Source organism: Ruegeria sp. SATB027 (assembly GCF_059613825.1).
On sequence record NZ_JBXWTH010000037.1, the window covers coordinates 41,103 to 59,610 of the forward strand.

Annotated in this window: 21 protein-coding genes; 5 read left to right on the plus strand and 16 right to left on the minus strand. The window is 60.9% G+C overall.

Features of this window, described 5'->3' with window-relative positions:
* Positions 1-10 precede the first annotated feature (10 nt).
* The gene (locus AC2FPW_RS09685) at positions 11-1,174 is read left to right on the plus strand and encodes a lytic murein transglycosylase (RefSeq protein ID WP_496813496.1); all 1,164 of its coding nucleotides are present in this window, start codon (positions 11-13) and stop codon (positions 1,172-1,174) included.
* A 75-nt stretch (positions 1,175-1,249) separates the two neighbouring features.
* Here the strand turns inward: AC2FPW_RS09685 and AC2FPW_RS09690 are convergent, their stop codons facing one another.
* The 5 genes from AC2FPW_RS09690 to AC2FPW_RS09710 all read right to left on the minus strand — a co-directional run bounded on the left by AC2FPW_RS09690 (position 1,250) and on the right by AC2FPW_RS09710 (position 7,967).
* Positions 1,250-2,050 carry a hypothetical protein gene (locus AC2FPW_RS09690; protein ID WP_496813498.1) on the minus strand — a complete coding sequence of 267 codons (801 nt, stop codon included), beginning with the start codon at positions 2,048-2,050 and terminating at the stop codon, positions 1,250-1,252.
* Between the two features lie 271 nt (positions 2,051-2,321).
* Positions 2,322-2,705 (minus strand): hypothetical protein, encoded by a 384-nt coding sequence (locus AC2FPW_RS09695; RefSeq protein ID WP_496813499.1) that lies wholly within the window; start codon positions 2,703-2,705, stop codon positions 2,322-2,324.
* Between the two features lie 20 nt (positions 2,706-2,725).
* On the minus strand, positions 2,726-6,181 hold the full coding sequence (locus AC2FPW_RS09700; protein WP_496813500.1) for a chromosome segregation SMC family protein: 3,456 nt from the start codon (positions 6,179-6,181) through the stop codon (positions 2,726-2,728).
* A 140-nt stretch (positions 6,182-6,321) separates the two neighbouring features.
* A complete protein-coding gene (locus AC2FPW_RS09705) occupies positions 6,322-6,729 on the minus strand; it encodes a hypothetical protein (RefSeq protein WP_480586442.1) in 408 nt (135 codons plus the stop codon).
* 44 nt (positions 6,730-6,773) lie between these two features.
* Positions 6,774-7,967: an aminotransferase-like domain-containing protein gene (locus tag AC2FPW_RS09710; RefSeq protein WP_496813502.1), complete on the minus strand. Its 1,194-nt coding sequence runs from the start codon at positions 7,965-7,967 to the stop codon at positions 6,774-6,776.
* A gap of 150 nt (positions 7,968-8,117) precedes the next feature.
* On the opposite strand from AC2FPW_RS09710, the gene AC2FPW_RS09715 reads away from it, so the two are divergent.
* The gene (locus tag AC2FPW_RS09715) at positions 8,118-8,888 is read left to right on the plus strand and encodes an FCD domain-containing protein (RefSeq protein ID WP_496813503.1); all 771 of its coding nucleotides are present in this window, start codon (positions 8,118-8,120) and stop codon (positions 8,886-8,888) included.
* 23 nt (positions 8,889-8,911) lie between these two features.
* Here the strand turns inward: AC2FPW_RS09715 and AC2FPW_RS09720 are convergent, their stop codons facing one another.
* The 7 genes from AC2FPW_RS09720 to AC2FPW_RS09750 form a co-directional block, all read right to left on the minus strand.
* On the minus strand, positions 8,912-9,745 hold the full coding sequence (locus AC2FPW_RS09720) for a hypothetical protein (protein WP_480586449.1): 834 nt from the start codon (positions 9,743-9,745) through the stop codon (positions 8,912-8,914).
* A 201-nt stretch (positions 9,746-9,946) separates the two neighbouring features.
* Complete coding sequence (locus AC2FPW_RS09725) at positions 9,947-10,507, minus strand: F0F1 ATP synthase subunit B (RefSeq protein ID WP_480507355.1); 561 nt, start codon at positions 10,505-10,507, stop codon at positions 9,947-9,949.
* A gap of 5 nt (positions 10,508-10,512) precedes the next feature.
* Positions 10,513-11,064 carry a F0F1 ATP synthase subunit B' gene (locus AC2FPW_RS09730; protein ID WP_209506152.1) on the minus strand — a complete coding sequence of 184 codons (552 nt, stop codon included), beginning with the start codon at positions 11,062-11,064 and terminating at the stop codon, positions 10,513-10,515.
* Positions 11,065-11,150: 86 nt separating this feature from the next.
* The gene (locus AC2FPW_RS09735) at positions 11,151-11,375 is read right to left on the minus strand and encodes a F0F1 ATP synthase subunit C (RefSeq protein WP_005981269.1); all 225 of its coding nucleotides are present in this window, start codon (positions 11,373-11,375) and stop codon (positions 11,151-11,153) included.
* A gap of 48 nt (positions 11,376-11,423) precedes the next feature.
* Positions 11,424-12,209 (minus strand): F0F1 ATP synthase subunit A, encoded by a 786-nt coding sequence (locus AC2FPW_RS09740; protein WP_267366759.1) that lies wholly within the window; start codon positions 12,207-12,209, stop codon positions 11,424-11,426.
* 2 nt (positions 12,210-12,211) lie between these two features.
* Complete coding sequence (locus AC2FPW_RS09745) at positions 12,212-12,544, minus strand: AtpZ/AtpI family protein (RefSeq protein ID WP_480483780.1); 333 nt, start codon at positions 12,542-12,544, stop codon at positions 12,212-12,214.
* Between the two features lie 184 nt (positions 12,545-12,728).
* Positions 12,729-13,640, minus strand: a complete 912-nt coding sequence (locus AC2FPW_RS09750; protein WP_496813504.1) for a DMT family transporter — start codon at positions 13,638-13,640, stop codon at positions 12,729-12,731.
* An 84-nt stretch (positions 13,641-13,724) separates the two neighbouring features.
* Here AC2FPW_RS09750 and AC2FPW_RS09755 point away from each other — a divergent pair, with 84 nt between their 5' ends.
* A complete protein-coding gene (locus tag AC2FPW_RS09755) occupies positions 13,725-14,060 on the plus strand; it encodes an ArsR/SmtB family transcription factor (RefSeq protein ID WP_480507349.1) in 336 nt (111 codons plus the stop codon).
* Here the strand turns inward: AC2FPW_RS09755 and AC2FPW_RS09760 are convergent.
* The 3 genes from AC2FPW_RS09760 to AC2FPW_RS09770 all read right to left on the minus strand — a co-directional run bounded on the left by AC2FPW_RS09760 (position 14,057) and on the right by AC2FPW_RS09770 (position 16,385).
* Positions 14,057-14,470, minus strand: a complete 414-nt coding sequence (locus AC2FPW_RS09760) for a universal stress protein (protein WP_267367733.1) — start codon at positions 14,468-14,470, stop codon at positions 14,057-14,059. The two genes, AC2FPW_RS09755 and AC2FPW_RS09760, sit on opposite strands and share 4 nt — an antisense overlap.
* A 125-nt stretch (positions 14,471-14,595) precedes the next feature.
* Entirely contained in the window at positions 14,596-15,510 is a 915-nt protein-coding gene (locus tag AC2FPW_RS09765; protein ID WP_496813506.1) for a DMT family transporter, read from the minus strand.
* Positions 15,507-16,385 carry a LysR family transcriptional regulator gene (locus tag AC2FPW_RS09770; protein WP_496813579.1) on the minus strand — a complete coding sequence of 293 codons (879 nt, stop codon included), beginning with the start codon at positions 16,383-16,385 and terminating at the stop codon, positions 15,507-15,509. Before AC2FPW_RS09770 ends, AC2FPW_RS09765 begins: the two co-directional genes overlap by 4 nt.
* A gap of 119 nt (positions 16,386-16,504) precedes the next feature.
* On the opposite strand from AC2FPW_RS09770, the gene AC2FPW_RS09775 reads away from it, so the two are divergent.
* Together AC2FPW_RS09775 and AC2FPW_RS09780 are read left to right on the plus strand one after the other, a co-directional pair.
* Positions 16,505-17,086 (plus strand): FMN-dependent NADH-azoreductase, encoded by a 582-nt coding sequence (locus AC2FPW_RS09775; protein ID WP_496813508.1) that lies wholly within the window; start codon positions 16,505-16,507, stop codon positions 17,084-17,086.
* A gap of 72 nt (positions 17,087-17,158) precedes the next feature.
* Positions 17,159-17,896 (plus strand): aspartate/glutamate racemase family protein, encoded by a 738-nt coding sequence (locus AC2FPW_RS09780; protein WP_496813509.1) that lies wholly within the window; start codon positions 17,159-17,161, stop codon positions 17,894-17,896.
* On the opposite strand, the gene AC2FPW_RS09785 is transcribed toward AC2FPW_RS09780, so the two are convergent.
* Positions 17,897-18,427 (minus strand): prolyl-tRNA synthetase associated domain-containing protein, encoded by a 531-nt coding sequence (locus AC2FPW_RS09785; RefSeq protein ID WP_480920733.1) that lies wholly within the window; start codon positions 18,425-18,427, stop codon positions 17,897-17,899. It abuts the gene before it with no gap.
* Positions 18,428-18,508 lie beyond the last annotated feature (81 nt).

The following is an 18,508-nucleotide window of genomic DNA, read 5'->3' on the forward strand; positions in this document are numbered from 1 at the left end:
GGACCCTTTCATGCGTATACTCTCTGGCCTGATCGCCGCCGCCCTGTTTACCTCACCTGCGCTGGCGCAATGTGGCGGTGGATTTAACTCCTTTGTCAAAGGGCTGAAGACCGAAGCCGTGCAGCAGGGTTTGGACAAATCAGCGGTGAACGGGTTTTTTGACGGGGTGCAGCAGGACAGCGCCGTGCTGAAGGCCGACCGGGCGCAGGGCGTGTTTCAGAAGCCCTTTATTGAGTTTTCCCGTCGTCTGATTTCGCAAAACCGGATCGAACGCGGGCAAGCGATGTCGCGCAAATACGATGCGGTCTTTGATCGGATCGAGCGCGAGTATGGCATTTCCCGCGGGGTGCTGCTGGCCTTCTGGGCATTTGAAACCGATTACGGATCGTTTCAAGGCGACTTCAACACCCGCAACGCCTTGGTGACGCTGGCCCATGACTGCCGCCGCCCGGAGCTGTTCCGACCGCAGATCTTCGCCGCCATCGAGCTGTATCAGAACGGTGATTTCGACCCGGCCCGCACCACCGGGGCTTGGGCCGGAGAGATCGGCATGGTGCAGATGCTGCCGCGTGACATACTGGAAAACGGCGTCGATGGTGACGGTGACGGGCATGTCCGCCTGAAAAGCTCGGCCCCTGATGCGCTGATGTCGGGGGCCAAGATGCTGTCGCATCTGGGCTGGCGCGCGGGTGAGCCTTGGTTGCAGGAGGTCACCGTGCCCGCGCAGATGGACTGGTCCCTGTCCGGCCCCGGCAAACCGCGTTCGGTGGCGGAATGGCAGGCGATGGGCGTTCAGGCGCGCGGCGGGTCCTTGGCCAACCTGCCCGCCTCGCTGATCCTGCCACAGGGGCGCAACGGGCCTGCCTTTCTGGCCTACCCCAATTTCGACGTCTATTTCGAATGGAACCAGAGCTTTGTCTATGTTCTGACCGCCGCTTATTTCGGAACACGGCTTGAGGGCGGCCAGATCTATGATGCGGGCAATCCCGCGCAGGGCCTGAATGGCGCACAGATGAAACAGTTGCAGACCAAGCTTCAGGCCAAAGGATATGATGTGGGCAAGATCGACGGGATTCTGGGCGCCGGAACGCGGGATGCAACGCAGGCCGAACAGAATCGTCTGGGCCTGCCTGCGGATGCGTGGCCAACGATGGAGTTGCTGGAAAAACTCTGAGCCAGCGGCCCGCACTTCTGCGGTATGACGCGAACCCCCAAGATTACTCGTCGATATCGGCACCGTCGCCGCTGATTATGTGACCGGATATTTCTTGGGGTCAATTCCATGTCTTTGACAGACAATATCAATGTAACTTCCCTTTGGAGGAATACCGCCAAATTTGCTGCGAATACCACTGCGGGTTTCGCCCTGGAAATGGTGAAACCGGGCCCAATCGGGTTCGTAGTCTTCAATGTTCTCGACCGGGTCCAGAAACCCGCGACGCGGCCAATACAAATGCCAATGCTGGCCTCGGTCGATTTCACCGGTGACCCCCAGCGCCCAGCGGGTCACACTTGGGCCGGTTGTCGTCCACGGAAGATCGTAGAGCGTGATTGTCTCGCCCGCCTCATAGCGTTTGACCAGTTTTTCGATGCGGTCACTGCCCAACCAAAACGGGATCGGGACTTCTGACTCAAGGAAATTCAGGATCAGCTTCAAGGCCAGAGATGTCTTGGGAAGGCGCAACACGCAATTGTTCATCGCCTTGTTGCGCCAGACGACACCAAACAGATAGTCCGGTGGAACATCCAGCGGCCGGACGCAGTAGATATCCAGATCAACCCACACATAGTCGGTTTTTTGCAACATGTGGATCCGGAAGATATCTGAATAGACCGCCATCCGTCTCCGGCCACCGGTCAGGTTTTCGGTGGTTTCATCCGCATAGATTTCGCGGGCGTCATGAACAACAACGCCGTCGGGAACATCTATGTTCATATCCAGCACGTACAGGTGGAAGACATAGCCATGATCCAGAAAAGACTGAATGCATACTCTTTCAACGCAAGATAACGGCGCACCAAACCAGAAACTTGCAACTTGAAAATCCAAAACAGCACCTCTTGCCCAAAGCCGAAACGGGATCGCTGCTGCACTAACGAAGCGGTGTGTGGCTCGTCAACCGCGGCTGCTGTTTTGGCGCGACTTACCCTGCCTTGCGTCAGCGCGTTGTGTCGAGGTGCCCACAGTTTGGTTCTGGCCCCTCATTGGGCGCGCATTTTTGGGCTGGTGTCCCCAACAAAGCCGTTGACGTCTGCCGCGGGTTCAGATTGCTGCGCAGGTTGGTCCGTTGCCAACATGGCCGGCCCAAATTGTGACTTCTTTATTTGGGCCGCACCGGGTACCTATCCCCTTTCTGATCAATCAGGATCAGCCGCTCGCCACTGTGGACATACAGGTCGCAGCGGCTGAACCCGTTGCGATACGCGATGCAGACGGAACCGTCATCGGCGATGGAGTAGGTTCCGAATGCAGACCCCCCGCCCGCGTAGGTATAGGAATAAGCGCCCCCCGCCGAAAACTTGGCCTGACCATCATCGTAGAAGGTCAGCGTCTGGCCCGCGAGGGCGTCAAGCTCGGCCACTGTCAGCGGGACATCGCCGGATTTGACGGGCCATTCAGCGGTGACAACCGGAGTGGCGGCGATGAGGGCGGGGATCAGGAAACGCGTCATGAGGCCAAGGTAGCGCGTTATGCCTGCAATCATCATAACGTTGCGGTGAGCGGTCAGGCCACCATCTGCTCGGCCTTTTTCAGGTCGACCGAAACCAGCTGGCTGACGCCCTGTTCCTGCATGGTGACGCCGAACAGACGATCCATGCGCGCCATGGTCACCGCGTGGTGGGTGATGATCAGGAAACGGGTGTCGGTCTGGCGGCACATCTCGTCCAGCAGATCACAGAAACGGGTGACATTGGCATCGTCCAGCGGCGCGTCAACCTCGTCCAACACACAGATCGGGGCTGGATTGGCGAGGAAGACGCCGAAGATCAGCGCGGTCGCGGTCAGCGTCTGTTCGCCGCCCGACAGCAGGCTGAGGGTCGAGAGCTTCTTGCCCGGCGGCTGGCACATGATTTCCAGTCCCGCATCCAGCGGGTCGTCGCTTTCGACCATGACCAGATTGGCCTCGCCCCCGCCAAAGAGGTGCTTGAACAACATCGCGAAGTTCGAGTTCACCTGTTCAAAAGCGGTCAGCAGACGCTCGCGCCCTTCGCGGTTGAGGCTGGAGATGCCGCTGCGCAGGGCTTTGATCGCCTCTTCCAGATCGGCCTTTTCACTGCTGAGCGTGTCGAATTCTTCCTGAACGTCCTTGCTGTCTTCCTCGGCCCGCAGGTTCACTGCGCCCATGGCGTCACGCTGGCGCTTGTGGCGGTTCACTTCGGCCTCCAGCGCATCCGCGGCGGGCATCTGGTCGGGGTTTACGTCCAGCTGGTTCAGCAGCTGGTTCGGGGTCAGTTGCTGGTCTTCAGCAATTCGTTCTGCTGCCGCAAGCACGCTTTCCTTTGCTGCGTCACTGCGCGCCTCGGCTGCGGCGCGGTTTTCGCGGGCTTCCGAGGCCAGGCGTTCCGCCTCACGCTCGGCCGTCACCACTTCGCGCAACTGTGTTTCTGCTTCGGCCAGCTTGTCGGCGGCGTCGGCCCGACGGGCTTCGGCGGCTTCGATCAACTCGTTCAACTCTTCCCGCGCCTCGGCGATTTCGCCGGGGGCGGCCATGGCCTCGGTCAGTTCCTCTTCCGAGCTTTCCTTGCGCTCGGCCAGTTCCGAAATCCGTTTCTCAGCCGTTTCCAGACGGTGCCGCCAGCCACTCAGGTCCTTGGTGACCTCCTGCGTGCGACGGGTACGGGCGTCGCCTTCACGGCGCAGCTCATCATGGGTCGAGCGGTGGGTCAGCATGGTGATCCGCGCCGCCTCGACCGTCTGTTTGATGTCCTCAACCTCGGCGCGGGCGCTGTCGAGGTCACCCAGATCGTTCAGCGCCGCCTCGGCCTCGCGCAGCTGCACGCGGGCGGACATGGCATCTTCTTTGTGGCGATCCACGGCAAGGGCCAGTGTTTCAAGCTTGCCCTGCGCAAGGTTGCGATCCGCCTCGGCGCGGCTGAGCTGGCGTGCGGTTTCGGCCATGCGCTGATCGGCGGCACGGCGGGCTTCGCGCGCGCGGCGGTCGGCCTCGGTCACGTCCGCCAGTTGCCGCGACAGGGTTTCATGCGCGGCGCGGGCGCCGTCGGCCTGCGCCTCGGTGCGGGCCAGTTCCTGTTTCAGCGCCTCAAGCTTGTTGAGCTGCTCCAGCCGCAGCGCCGCCGCACTTGGCGCATCCTCGGCCCAGGCACGGAACCCGTCCCAGCGCCACAGGTCGCCCGAGCGGGACACAAGACGCTGGCCCGGCTTCAACGACGCCTGCAACCGCGCGCCCTGATCCGCATCGACCAGCCCGATCTGCGCGATGCGACGGCTGAGCCTGTCCGGCCTCGACACGTGCAGCGCCAGCGGGTCGACCCCATCGGGCAAGGGTTGATCGCTGTCATAACCTGCCACCTGAACCCAGCCGGACGGGCCGTCACCTTCGACCAGCGGCGCACGGAGGTCATCGGCAAGCGCAGCACCCAGCGCCTTCTCAAAACCCGGTTCCACGCGCAGCAGGTCCATCACCTGCCCGCCCTCGGCCGTGTCGCGGTCCACCAGCTTGGCAAGCGCGGTGGTTTCGGCGCGGATTGCACCCAATTCGCCTTCGGCCTCGGACCGTTGCGCGCGCGCCTCGGCTTCGCGGGCCTGCGTTTCATTGCGCAGCTCATCCGCGGCGGCCAGCGCCTCTTCGGCGGCCTCGGCGGCTTCGCGGGCTTCTTCCTCGCTTTCCTGCGCGGTTTCGAACGCCTCGCTGGCACGGGTCAGGGCTGTTTTGGCCTCATCCACGGCCAGCCGGGCTTTTTCCTCTTCCCCCTCAGAGCGGGCCAGCGTCTTGCGGCTGTCTTCGACCAGACGCTGCGCCGACTGGTGACGGGCGACAAGACGCGCCATATCCTCGGTCTGCTGCGACAGGTGGTCTTCGCGGTCCTGAAGGATCGAAGCCGCTTCGCGGGCGATTTCTGCGGCTTCCGCCACCTTCGCGTCATGCCCTTCGGCGGCCTTGGCCAGTTCGCGGGCTTCCCATTCCAGCCTTTCGATCATCTGGCCCGCGTCGCGGTTCAGGCCGGTTTCCCGTTCGATATCCTTGCCGAGCTGATGGATGCGGCTGGTCAGCGTTTCAATGGTCTGGCGCGCGCGGGTTTCCTGATCGGTCAGTTGATCGCGCTGCACCTGCTGGCGTTGCAGGACAGCGGCGGCGATGGCCTCTTCCTCGCGCAGGGGGGGCAGGGTTTCTTCGATTCCGGCTCTTTTCGCGGCGGCGGCGCGGGCTTCGGCCTCGGCGCGGGAGGCCTCGGAAATCCGGTCCCTCAGCTTGTCTTCGGCCTGCTGGCGGGCCATGTCGGCCTCTTTCCAGCGGCGATAGAGCAGCATTCCCTCGGCCTGACGCAGCTGTTCGCCGATTTCGCGATAGCGTGCGGCCTGACGGGCCTGACGGGCCAGTTGCGCAAGCTGCCCGCCCAACTGCTCGAGCACGTCATCGACGCGGGTCAGGTTGGCCTCGGTCGCTTTCAGCTTCAACTCGGCCTCATGCCGGCGTTGATAGAGCCCCGAGATTCCGGCGGCCTCTTCCAGAATGCGACGGCGGGCGCGGGGTTTGGCGCTGATCAGCTCGGCGATGCGGTTCTGCCCCACAAGCGCGGGGGAATGGGCACCGGTCGAGGCATCCGCGAACAGCATCTGCACGTCGCGTGCGCGCACATCCTTGCCGTTGGTCTTGTAGGCGCTGCCGACATCGCGGGTGATCCGGCGCACGATTTCAAGCTGGTCGGTGTCGTTGAACCCCGCGGGCGCCAGACGTTCGGAATTGTCCATGGTCAGGACAACTTCGGCGAAATTGCGGGCGGGCCGTGTGGCGGCACCGGCAAAGATCACATCCTCCATCGCGCCGCCGCGCATGGATTTGGGGCGGTTTTCCCCCATCACCCAGCGCAAGGCTTCAAGAAGGTTGGACTTGCCACAGCCGTTCGGACCCACCACACCGGTCAACCCGTCCGCGATGATCAGATCGGTCGGATCAACAAAGCTTTTGAAGCCGGTCAGTTTGAGCTTGCTGAAACGCAATGGCCGCGTGTCCCGTGATTCCTATGAATTGAAAGTCTGCGCAAGGGATGGGGTCCGAGTCAACGCAGTTGCGCAGGATATGGGATATCAGTGCAAGTTATCCACAACATCTTGCCGAAATGCGCTGGAATACGCGTATGTCAGTATGGGCTGCATTCAAAGACCTGATACCCGGTACTGCCCCCGACATTTTCATAGATACCATAGTCGATACATTCATATCGGGGCGTCGAGACGGCAGTCAGCAGCAACCGTTCCCCCGCCTCGCGGTCGCAACCCAGAACACCAACCGTGACAGCAGCGTCGCCCAGCACGTCGAGGATCGGGCAGCCCGAAACCTGCGCCATGGCAAGCGCGGCGCGATCCCGAACAGGGCCAAGCCGCGGTGCGTATTGCGCGTTGATCCGCACCGCCTCGGCCAGATCGCCGCGCACGCGCACGTCGAACACACTGCCGTTCACCGCCACGCGGGTGGCAGGAACGTCGCGGAAATGCGGGGTTCCGGCGGCGCAGGCGGCCAGCAGGAGCGGAGCGAGAAACCGGATCATGCCGCAGAGTTGCAGCAATTTGGTTAACAGAACCTTTCTGGACGTCAGGCGCGCAGAACTTCGCCTAACCGGCGGATACCTTCGCGGACCGTCGCCTCGTCCGAGTTCGAGAAGCTGAGCCGGATCGTGTTTGCCCCGCTACCGTCTGGGAAAAACGCCTGCCCCGGCACAAAGGCCACTTTCACCGTATCCAGCGCATGCGCCAGCAGGTCAGACCCACTGATCCCGGCGGGCAGTGTCACCCAGACGAACATGCCGCCTTCGGGGGGCGTCCACGCCACCCCGTCGGGCATGTGCTGTTGCAGCGCATCCAGCATCGCATCACGGCGCGCGCGGTAAGTGTCGCGCACTTTCGGGATATGGGTGTCAAAGCACGCTTCCGCGACCTGATGCACGGCCATCTGGTTGATGGTCGCCGAATGCAGATCCGCCGCCTGTTTCAGCAGAACCATCTGCGAGATGATCGGCTTGGCCGCAACCACCCACCCCATGCGCAGACCCGGTGACAGGGTTTTCGAGAAGCTGCCACAATAGATCGTCCGGCAGTTTTCGATCGATCCCTTTCGTGCCTGTTCCAAAGCCAGGATCGGCGGGATCGGATCACCGTCATAGCGCAGTGCCTGATAGGCGCCGTCTTCGATCAACGCGCAGTCCAGTTCGTCGGTCAGGTCCAGCAATGCCTCACGACCCGGGCGGGTCAGGGTTTCGCCTGTCGGATTGGCAAAATCGGGCGACAGATAGGCGAATTTCACGGCGCCATCCCCTGCCGCAGCCCTGAATTCATCGGCCCCCTTGTTGCCATTAAGCCGGTCAAAGCGCGGCTCATACGCGTTGAACGCGGCAAGAGCACCCAGATAAGTGGGCCACCCGACCAAGGCCGTGTCGCCGGGGGACAGGAACAGCTTGCCCAGATAATCCAGCGCCTGCTGCGAGCCCGAGGTGATCAGGACGTTGTCCATGTCACATTCCACTCCGATCTCGCGCATGTGCTGCACCAGCCACCGGCGCAGGGGGGCATAGCCTTCGCTGACCGAATATTGCAGCGCCTGCGCCTGCATGTCCGGTCCCAATGCCTGCTGAAACGCCTGCGCGAAAGCCTCGGCGGGAAAAAGCGCGGGGTCCGGAATGCCACCGGCAAAGGAAATGATGCCGGGCTGATCGAGCAGTTTCAGCAGCTCGCGGATTTCTGACGCCTTCATCCGGGAAGCCCGGGTGGCAAACAAAGGGTGATGGGACATGAGGCTCCTCCGATCTCATTTCGGCGCAGCCTATGCTTTCTCAAATTAAAGTCAACACTTCTGACCTAATATTTCAGCGGATGTGACCGGGTATTCTTGAACAGCCCCCCTGTCCATGGTCAAATGAGTTGACCAATTTCGGAACGGACCATGCCTTTTCAGAAAGTTCAGACGGAGAAACTGTCACTTGCGGTCGTTCGCCAGATCGAGTTGTTGATCCTGCGCGGCATCCTGCGCCCCGGGGAGCGCCTGCCGCCCGAGCGTGAGTTGGCCGAACGGATGGGCGTGTCGCGCCCGTCCCTGCGCGATGCGGTGTCCGAGCTTCAGGAACAGGGATTGCTGACAACAAAAGCCAGCTCCGGGATCTATGTGGCCGAGGTTTTGGGCTCGGCCTTTTCGCCGGCGCTGATCCGGTTGTTCAGCAGCCATGACGAGGCCGTATTCGATTACCTGTCCTTTCGCCGCGACATGGAGGGGCTGGCGGCGGAACGGGCCGCGCGGCTGGGATCAGAAAGCGACCTGAAGGTTGTTCAGACGATCTATGACAAGATGCGGGCAGCCCATGACCGGAACGCTGCGGACCAAGAGGCGCAGCTGGATGCCGAGTTTCATATGGCCATCATCGAAGCCAGCCACAATGTGGTGATGCTGCATATGATGCGGTCAATGTATGACCTGCTGGTGCAGGGTGTGTTCTATAACCGACGAACAATGTTCCGGCAGCGCGCGACCCGCGAGGCCATTCTGGACCAGCACAGCACTATCAACGCAGCCCTTCAGGCCCGCGATCCGGCAGCCGCACGTCAGGCCGTCGAAACGCATCTGAGCTTTGTCGAACGCTGCATGATCGATCAGCAGAAGGCCGAGCGGAACGAGGCTGTTGCGCAGCAAAGGTTGCAGCACGAAACCCGTCAGGCCTAGCGCTTTCCAAATGCCCTCAGGGATCAGGCGGCCCCGGTTTCGGGCTGGATCAGGTGTGACGGGAAAGGTGCGCCACTGCCTTCGCCCAGGTCGTCATTCGGGGCGATGGTTGTCAGGGCCGGGTCGATGAACAGCCGCGCGCCCCGGTCCCTGAGGTGTTTGTGCAGCATCACATGTTCGCACACGAGGTCGCCTTTTTCATCCCGGCAGGAATAGCGCAGGCCACGCAGGGCGCGGGTCTTGTACAATCCTGCACCGCCAAAGGCGCTGTCGACCGGTATCAGGGGCATATCGGACGGAATGTGGTACTGGCGGTCGAAAACTGCTGATTTCAGCAGAACTTTCCGCCACTTACGGCGCCCGAACAGGGGCTTGCGCGTTGTCCGAATTCTTTGCCAGACGTCTTCGTCACACCAGCCCGCACAGCGCAGAGCATAGATATCGTAATAGGCCGGTTTGGAATTGGCAAAGACACCTTCCCAGCGTGGTACGGACCGTTGTGCAGCCGTCAGAACCGTCTGAGCGTCCAGACAGACATTCGGCCCGTTCAGATCAAGCACCAATGTCAGGTCGTGACCGCTGTCGCGTTCTTCCAGCCTGTTGAGGACAGCGTTTCTGGCCGCCGTAATCCGCTCGACGCGGTCTGGCAGTCTGGAGGCCAGACCGTCCATGCGGACAAGGTCCACTTTCGGGTCGCGGCGCGCGAATTCGGACAAAACCCGATCTGTGCGATCAGTGTTGTCGTTTGTCGCGATGGTCACGGAATAGCGGTGCAAGCGGGTGGTCAGGTCTTCGATCCTGTTGATGCTTTCGATCAGCGCGGCCCCGCCGTTCCTGACCACTCCAACAATATTCATCGAAACGTCTTCGCCTGCCACGGCCCGTCTTTCCCTGTTCTTTTTGCACCCGTGGATCCCGAAGGGGACCTTCAGACCCTCAGAAGGGTACAGAATCCGGGTGATGTTGCGGTCAATACAATCAGCCCCGTCACCAAAACAAAAGACCCGACAGCGCAATGCTCTCGGGTCATCTGCGTTTTTTACCGGTCGGTGTCCCCGTCAGTGCAGCTTGGCGCCCACATCTGCGATTGAGGCCTCGATCAGCTTGTTCGCCTGCGCGGCTGTCATCTGCTTGGCCAGAACCGAGCTGGCAGCGGCAATCGCAACCGAAACGGCCTGATCGCGCACGTCTTTCACAGCCGAGGCTTCGGCCGAGGCAATCTGATCCTGCGCAGCAGCCAGACGGCGTTCGATCGACTTTTCGAGATCGACTTTCGCCTGGTCCGCAGCCAGAGCCGCGTCCTGTTTGGCCGCTTCGACAATCGCATCGGCCTGTGCCTGCACTTCACGCTGCTTGCGCTCGTACGAGGCCAGCAGGCTGCGTGCTTCTTCATGCAGGGCGCGGGCTTCGTCCAGCTCGGCCTTGATGCCTTCGGCACGGTTGTCCAGCGCACCGCCGATCATGCCCGGCACCTTGAAGTAGAACAGGACCGCGATGAAAACGATGAAGCCCAGAAGGACGACAAAGTCGGTGTTGCCAAGCGAGAAAAACGGGCCGCTTGCAGCCAGCGCGGGGCTGGCGGCACCAACGGTCAGGATAAGGGCAAGAGTGTTCCGCATGTCACTTATCCTTTCATCTGCGCGTCAATGGCACTGTCGATGGCTTTGGCATCCGCCTCGCCGCCCAGCGCGGTGACCAGTTCAGCCGCCGTATCCTTGGCGACCACTTGAATGCTTTCCAGCGCACCGGCACGGATTTCGGCAATTGCCTTTTCCGATTCAGCCGCCTTTGCAGCGATTTCCGCGTCTGCTCTGGCAATCGCATCATCCAGACCAGCCTGGATTTCTGCGCGTGCTTCTGCCGCGATACGCTGCGCTTCGGCACGGGCATCGGCCAGCGCCTTGTTATAGGCCTCTTCGGCCTCGACCGCTTTGGCCTTCAGATCTTCGGCCGCAGCCAGGTCATTTGTAATGGTCCCCCGGCGCTCGGCCAGGATTGCCGCGATGCGGGGCAGAGCCACGCGAGACAGGACCAGAAAGATGACGACCAGCGTAATGACCAGCCAGAAAATCTGGTTGGGGAACCAATCGAAGCAGAGCTGCGGCATCCCGATGGCAGAGCCATGCGAGTCAACGCACGCGCCAACTACTTCTTCGCTAATGGGTTCAGTCGCCATGATGTCCTCCGTCGGAACGTTGTCTTTACAACAGGTGGGCCGCTATGGCTTGGACCCACCTGCGCGTAAGGATCAGGTTCCGCAGATTAGACGGCGAACATCAGCAGCAGCGAGACCAGGAATGCGAAGATCCCCAGGGCTTCTGCGAATGCGATACCGATGAACAGGGTTGCAGTCTGCGAAGCAGCCGCCGAAGGGTTGCGCAGGGCGCCGGCCAGGAAGTTGCCTGCAACGTTGCCCACCCCGATTGCGGCTGCGCCGGAACCGATTGCTGCCAGGCCTGCGCCGATGTGTGCGAGATCGCCTTCCATGATGTATCTCCTTACGAATTGGAAGTTTCGATGTTGGGTTATCGGACCTTAGTGCGAAGGATGCAGCGCATCTTTCAGATAAACACAGGTCAGAATGGTGAATACGTAGGCCTGAATGAAGGCCACCAGGACCTCGAGGCCGTACATTGCGGTGATCGCCAGAACCGACACGGGCGAAATCAGGGAAATTGCGGCAAAGCCTGCAAACACCTTGATCACCGCGTGGCCAGCCATGACGTTACCGGCAAGACGAATGGAGTGACTGACGGGACGCACGAAGTACGAGATCAGCTCGATGATCGCCAGGATCGGGCGCAGCGCCAGCGGCGCGCTGGAGACCCAGAACAGGCCCAGGAACGCGGCACCGTTCTTGACGAAACCCAGAATGGTCACGGTCAGGAACACGGCCAGCGCCAGCGGGATGGTCACGGCGAAATGCGATGTGGTGGTGAACGAGGTCGGGATCAGGCCCAGGAAGTTTGCGGTCACAATGAACATGAACAGGGTCATGACATAGGGGAAGAACTTGACGCCGTCCTTGCCGCAGATGTCTTCCAGCATCTTGTAGATGAAACCATAGGCCAGTTCCGCAATCGACTGCATCCGGGTCGGGACGATGGCGCGCTTTGATGTGCTGAGAACCAGCAGGCCAAAGATCGCCACGATGGCCAGGAACAGCCACAGGGTCACGTTGGTGGGGGTGTACCAGGCAATCTCGCCACCGAACAGCGGCTTGACGATGAACTGGTCCATCGGGTGAAACACCAGGCTGCTGGCTTCTGCTGCGTGGTCTGCGCCTTCGGCGCCGTGTGCTGCGGTGGTCTCGCTTGCCACGTTCAGTCCCTCTCGTCCTTTTCGGCCTGCATATGGGCCGCTTGTTTATCTTGAACCTCTTTCGCGCTGCGGAGCATAACCTTCACGCCCGCGACAAGGCCCAGCAATGTGAACAGCACCAGAAAGATCGGGATTGTCCCGAGCAGGCTGTCCAGCCCGTATCCGATGCCAAATCCGATCCCCAGACCGGAAACCATTTCGATGACCATCCTCCAGGCAAGCTCGCCCCCGGATATGTCACTGTCAGCACGGGCAGCCGGTTGTCTGGCCTTTTTCGCCGCGTCGATCTTGGCCTCAAGCTGCGCCATACGCTGCTTTTGGTCGTCATCGGTCACGGACGGAATCCTCGCGCTGTCTTGCGCATGGTGCTAAGGCGCGAAAGGCACGGAGTCAACGGCGTTGATGGCGTGAAATGACGCAGGTTATCATATTGTTTTTACTATAATATTTAAGGATCATTTGCCCAGCCGTGTTGCCTGCGTTTGGTCGGAAGGGCGTTAATTAGCCAAAAACCCATATTCAACCTTTTGGTTGATCTTTTTTTGCCAGCTGAGGCCAAAGGCGTCGAACAAGGCGTCCGTCGATCAGCAAGAGCCCGGCAAAAATCGCCGCCATGCCCATCAAATGCTCGGGGTGCAAGGTTTCCCCTAACACCCAGATTCCAAGTATCAGGGCGGAAACCGGTGCGATCAGCGTGACAGTCGAAATGTTGGTTGGCCCGACTCTGGGCAGCAACCAGTAGAAGGCAATGAAAGCGGCCGAGGTCAGCACAAATCCGATCATCAGCAACGAAAGCCAGGTTTCAGTGCGCTCGATCACCGGCAGGCCTTCACGCCAAAGCGCCAGGGGTAAAATTGCCAAGGCCGCCCCCGTCAGGGCCAGGGCGACCAGCACCACCGGCTGCATGTCGCGGAAGGCCCGCGCAATGTTGACGGAAAACGCGTAGCAGATCGGCGCGCACAGGGTCAGCAGAACCGCCCAGAACTGAGAGGTTTCGCCATTGCGCAAAATCGGGACGGACAACACGACAATCCCGATGAAGCCGCACAACACGCCAAGCGATTTCAACAGCGTCGCACGCTCGCTTCCCGGCCAGAAATGCGAAACGATGACGGCAAAGGCCGGTGTTGTCGCATTCACGATCCCCGCCACGCCGGACGCGATATGCTGCTGCCCAAGCGCATAGAACGCAAATGGTGCTGCATAGCTGAGCGCCCCGAACCCCAGCAGACCGATGGCGCGCCGGAGTGTCAGGTGAACCGGCATGCGGGCGGCAATCACATAGATCCAACAGCCCAGCGCCCCAAATGCAACGCGTCCCAACGATACGGATAGCGGCCCAAGTTCGCGCAGCAATATGGCGTTGAACATGAAAGACATGCCCCACCCGATGCCAAGGACGCAGATCACCAGCCAGTATTTCAGCGCCATAGCCGCCCCCTTTGCGCATCGCCGCTGAACAGTGACGTGATGGGGGAAATTGTCAAACGGGTTCTCGCCCATTAGGAAAGACCCATGTCCAACGATCTCGACACCGTGTTTGCAGCCCTTGCCGACCCCACCCGCCGCGCCATTCTGGCGATGCTGCTGGAGGACGATATGGCCGTGACGGATGTGGCCGAGCCGTTCGAGATGTCGCTGGCGGCGATCTCGAAACATCTGGTCATCCTGACCAAAGCCGGGCTGATATCACAGGAAAAGCGCGGCCGGGTGAAATGGTGCAAGCTGGAACCCGACGCGCTGCGCACCGCTTCGGTCTGGATGCAGGGGTTCGGTCAGTTCGAACCCATCAACCTGGATGCGTTCGAACGGTTTCTGGAAGTCGAGCTTCCGATCTCGGACGAGACCTAGCGCACCACAAAGACCGACATGCTGGCATGTTTGGCCAGATATCCGGCGTGGCTGGAAAAGATGTAGTCGGTGATCCGGGGCGCATGGGTGCCCACGATGATCAGATCTGCACCGATCTCTTCCGCTGCGCGGGTCAGGTCGCTGTCCACTTCGGCAGCAACATCGACCGAGTGTATCTTGCGCACCGCAACTTCGGCCGCGCCTTCTGATGCAAGCTGTTCGGTGAAGTCGGCCAGTTGCTTGTCTATCTCGGCCTCGGTTTCCGAGGATGCACCCATATGGGCCCCGCTGACACTGACCAGAGTGATCTTGGCGCCCTGCCATTTTGCCACCTGCGCGGCGACATCTGCGGCCTTGCGAACCTCGGGCGGCAGATGGCGGTCAATTGGCAGCATGATATGTTTGAACATAATCTCCTCCTTTTGTCCGCCTTCCAAGGTAGTCCTGAGACCAAAGGCCTGCCTTGATCTGGCTCAACAGATTTTGCCTTTGGAATTCGTGGGCAATCCGTACCGGTTTCAGACCGAAAGCGGCCTTATTCAGCTGCCCGGCGTTGAGGGCTGGGGCGCGGGGCCTCTTCTTTCAGCAGCATCAGCAGGGCAATGACCGTCAGCGCAACACCGCCCAGGATCAATCCCGTCGGGACAGGTTTGCCCAGCGCGATTTCCCACAGGATCACCCAGCTTGGCACCAGAAAGGTATAGGCCATGACCTTGGCCGACGGCAGCCGAAGCGAGGAGAATTGCACCAGAACGAAACTGGCCGCTGTTGCGAAGAATGAGATATAGAACAACCCGATCCAGACAATGGCGGGAAGGGCTGTCCAATCGGTCGCCTTCAGGTCGGACCAGCCGAACAGGACCAATAACAGGCACCCGGCAACCAGCGTTCCGAACGTGAACACGACGGCAGGTTCTCCGCGGTTCAGCCTGCGGATCATGGGGGTGTAAATCGCGTGCGCGACACATCCCCAGAAATAGATGATCTCGCCCCCGCCGATCTGGAAGGCGCGGAACATCTGCCAGTCGGCCCGAAAGATCACCCATAGCGCCCCAATCGCACCGATGGTCAGGGCCATTGCCATGCGCGGCGTGGTGATCTGGCGCAGCAGGACCCAACCCGCAATGGCCGAGACAACGGGGGTCAGGGTGAAAACCGCGGCAGCGCTGACCGGCGGGGCAGTTTGCAGCCCGTAAAACATCAGGACAAAGTAGGTGGCGAACAACCCGCCCAGCACCAGATACCGCCAGGGCGCCTGTGCGGCACTGCGGGGCAGACCGGTTGTCGCCAGTGCCGCCACACCAATCACCACAGCCGCGATGGCAAAGCGCACCGCATTCAAGGCAGCAGGGGCAATTTCGTTGGCAATCATCGACCCAAGCGAGAAGCTGCCTGCGACTAGGGCTGAAAAGGCCAGCATGGCCAGATGGCCACGCATCTGCGGGTTCATGGACACCAGCCTTTGGAGGCTTCTTTCAGAAAACTCAGGAACGCTTGCACCTTGGTCGTTCGGTGCAGGTCCACATGGGTCACCAGCCACAGGTTGCCGAACCATTCCGGAAGCGGGTCGATCACTTCGACCAGAGTGTCATGACGGGCGGCCTCCCAACGGGCCATAAAGCCGATACCGGCCCCGGCCAGAACGGCCTCGCGCATACAGAAATTGTTGGTGCAGCGAAAGGTGATGCGGTCGGCGGATACCGTGTTGCGCAGCCACCGGGTGAACGGCGCACGGCTGCTTTCATCGTCAGAGCTGACGAAGTGGTGGTTTCCGAAATCCTCGATGCCTAAGGGTTTGCCGTGCCGTTCGATATACGAGGTGCTGGCATAGAGGCCGACTTCTTCCTGCCGGAAAGGTTGCACAACGTTGTCGGGTTGATCCGGGGCCGATCCCGCACGGATTGCAACATGCGCCTCGCCATATTCCAGCCGGAACAGGCGGTCTCCGGTCAGGTAGCGCACGATCAGCTCGGGGTGCATCTTTTGAAATTCGGTCAGCGTCGGCACCACCAATGGCGCGATGGAGCCCAGCGACGTCACCACCAGTTCGCCCGATACATCGTCACCGCGCCCCTTCATCCGGCCGACAAGCTGGTTGAACTGGTCTTCGGTAGCCTGCGCCACGCGCAGCAAATCGTCGCCCGCTTCGGTCGGGGTGTATCCCCGCGCATGGCGCTGGAACAGTTTGACACCCAACCGGGCCTCGATCGCGTCGATGTGGCGGATCACCGTGGCGTGGTGCACGCCCAGAACCTCGGCCGCACCGCTGACGGTTCCCATACGCGCCACCTGATAGGCGGTCCTCACCTCATCCCAATTGTCCATCGTCACACCGTTCTGTGCAATTTCCAACAATAACTGTTGATGTATCCGAGTTTTGTTCGCAAACGCAACAGCCATATTGGGATCAGAACAAGATTACCCTGACCTTAAGGACCCAGAAAATGGCTAAAACCATCCTGCATATCGACGCCTCTGCCCGCCGCGTTGCTTCGACCACCCGCGACCTGTCTGACAGCATCGTCCGGCAGTTGGGTGCGGACCGCATCATCCGCCGCGACCTGGCTACCCCCCTGCCCCTGCTGACCGAAGACTGGATCGCCGCCAACTTTACCCCTGCCGAGCAGCGCGACGACCTGCAGCGCGACCGGCTGGCCCTTTCGGACGCGCTGGTGACCGAATTGCAAGAGGCTGACACCATCGTTATCGGCCTGCCGATCTACAACTTCTCGGTCCCCGCTACATTCAAGGCCTGGATCGACCTGGTCGCCCGCGCGGGCCTGACCTTTTCCTATTCGGAGAACGGCCCAAAAGGGTTGCTGGAGGGTAAACGCGCCATTCTGGCAATCGCGTCGGGCGGTACTGCCGTCGGATCCGAGATCGACTTTGCCACCAACTATGTGCGTCACGTTCTGGGCTTTATCGGCATCCATGATGTTGCGGTCATCGCTGCGGATCAGATGGCGGTGAACCCCGAAGCCGCGCTGGAAAGCGCCAAAAAGGCGGTGACAGAACTGGCGGCCTGATCGCCTCTGGTCATTGAGCCCTGAAACGTCCAGTCTGCTGGTCAGATGGAACTGGCGGACTGGATGGCGCGCATGAAAAAGATCGGAATTCTGGGCGGTGTGGGCTGGGCCTCGACCGTGGACTATTACCGTGCCATTGCCGAGGGTGCCGGGCGTCACTTTGCGGCGCGCGGCCACGGCGCGCCCCTGCCGATCCCTGCCATGACCATCGAGTCCGTCACACAGGCCAAGACCCGCGCCTTGCGAGGTGTCGCCGGGGACGAAGCCAGCTGGGCGGCGTTTGATGCGGTGTTTCACGACGCGCTGCTGACGCTGGAGCGCGCAGGATGCGATTTTGGCATCATAGCGTCCAACACCCCGCACGCGCGGCTGCACGCGATCAGACAGGGTGTTTCCATGCCCATCCTCAGCATTTTCGATGCAACGGCAGAGGCCACGGCCAGCACAGGCGTGTCAAACGCATTGGTGCTGGGAACAACCGTGACGATGCAGGCCACCAACTATGCGGATCGTCTGGCGGCCGAGGGCATCACCGCAAATGCGCGGCTGCCCGACCCCGAGATTTCCGAGATGCAGGCGATGATCGACAGTGATTTCTACGGTGGTGCCTCTGATGCGGCCCGGGCAAGGCTGCTGGCCTTTTGCAACAAACATGCCCGTACCGGAACCGCCATCCTGCTGGCCTGTACCGAACTGCCGCTGGCCTTTCCAAAGCATCTGGATGACCCGGTATTCGAGGCCGATAGGCACCTGTTCATCAACCCGTCCGCCGCGCATGTCGCCGCCGCGCTGAAACTGGCGCTTGAGTGATCAGGGCAACCACGTAACGGTGCAACCGATGCGATCGAAGAACGCCATCACGTCGGATTGTTTCATCACAACGGTACGGTCATTGACCAACGGGTGCATATAAATCACCTCGGCCCCTTGGGCAGCGGCGTCCATGAAAAACTGCACATCGTTCTGCACACCGTTGATCATCGCCAGCGGGCTGACCGCACCGGGGCGAATACCTAGGTTCTGCAACAGCCGGTCTGCCGACCCAAAGGACAGGGCGCCGACACCCAGTTCTGCGCCCAGCGCCTTGAGGTCAATCTCGCGGCTTTGTTCCAGCGTCACCAGGTAGTTGCGCTTTTTCTTGTCGCGCAGATACAGGTTCTTGACCCGCAACGCGTTCTCGCCCGGCACCATGAACTGGCCTTCTACGGCCTTGGAGTCCTCGACCGTGCGCAAGGGAACATGGGTATGCAGGCGGTAGGGCAGCCCCCAGTCATCCAGCTGCGCCAACAGCGCGTCAGAACTGAGCGGCAATGTATCCTGAAATGTGGATGATGCGTCCATGGGGCCCTCCTGTTTGTAGCGCTCATCGCGCAACATGGCGGCGAATTCAAGCTGGGGCAGAGCAGAAAACGGTGCTAGCGT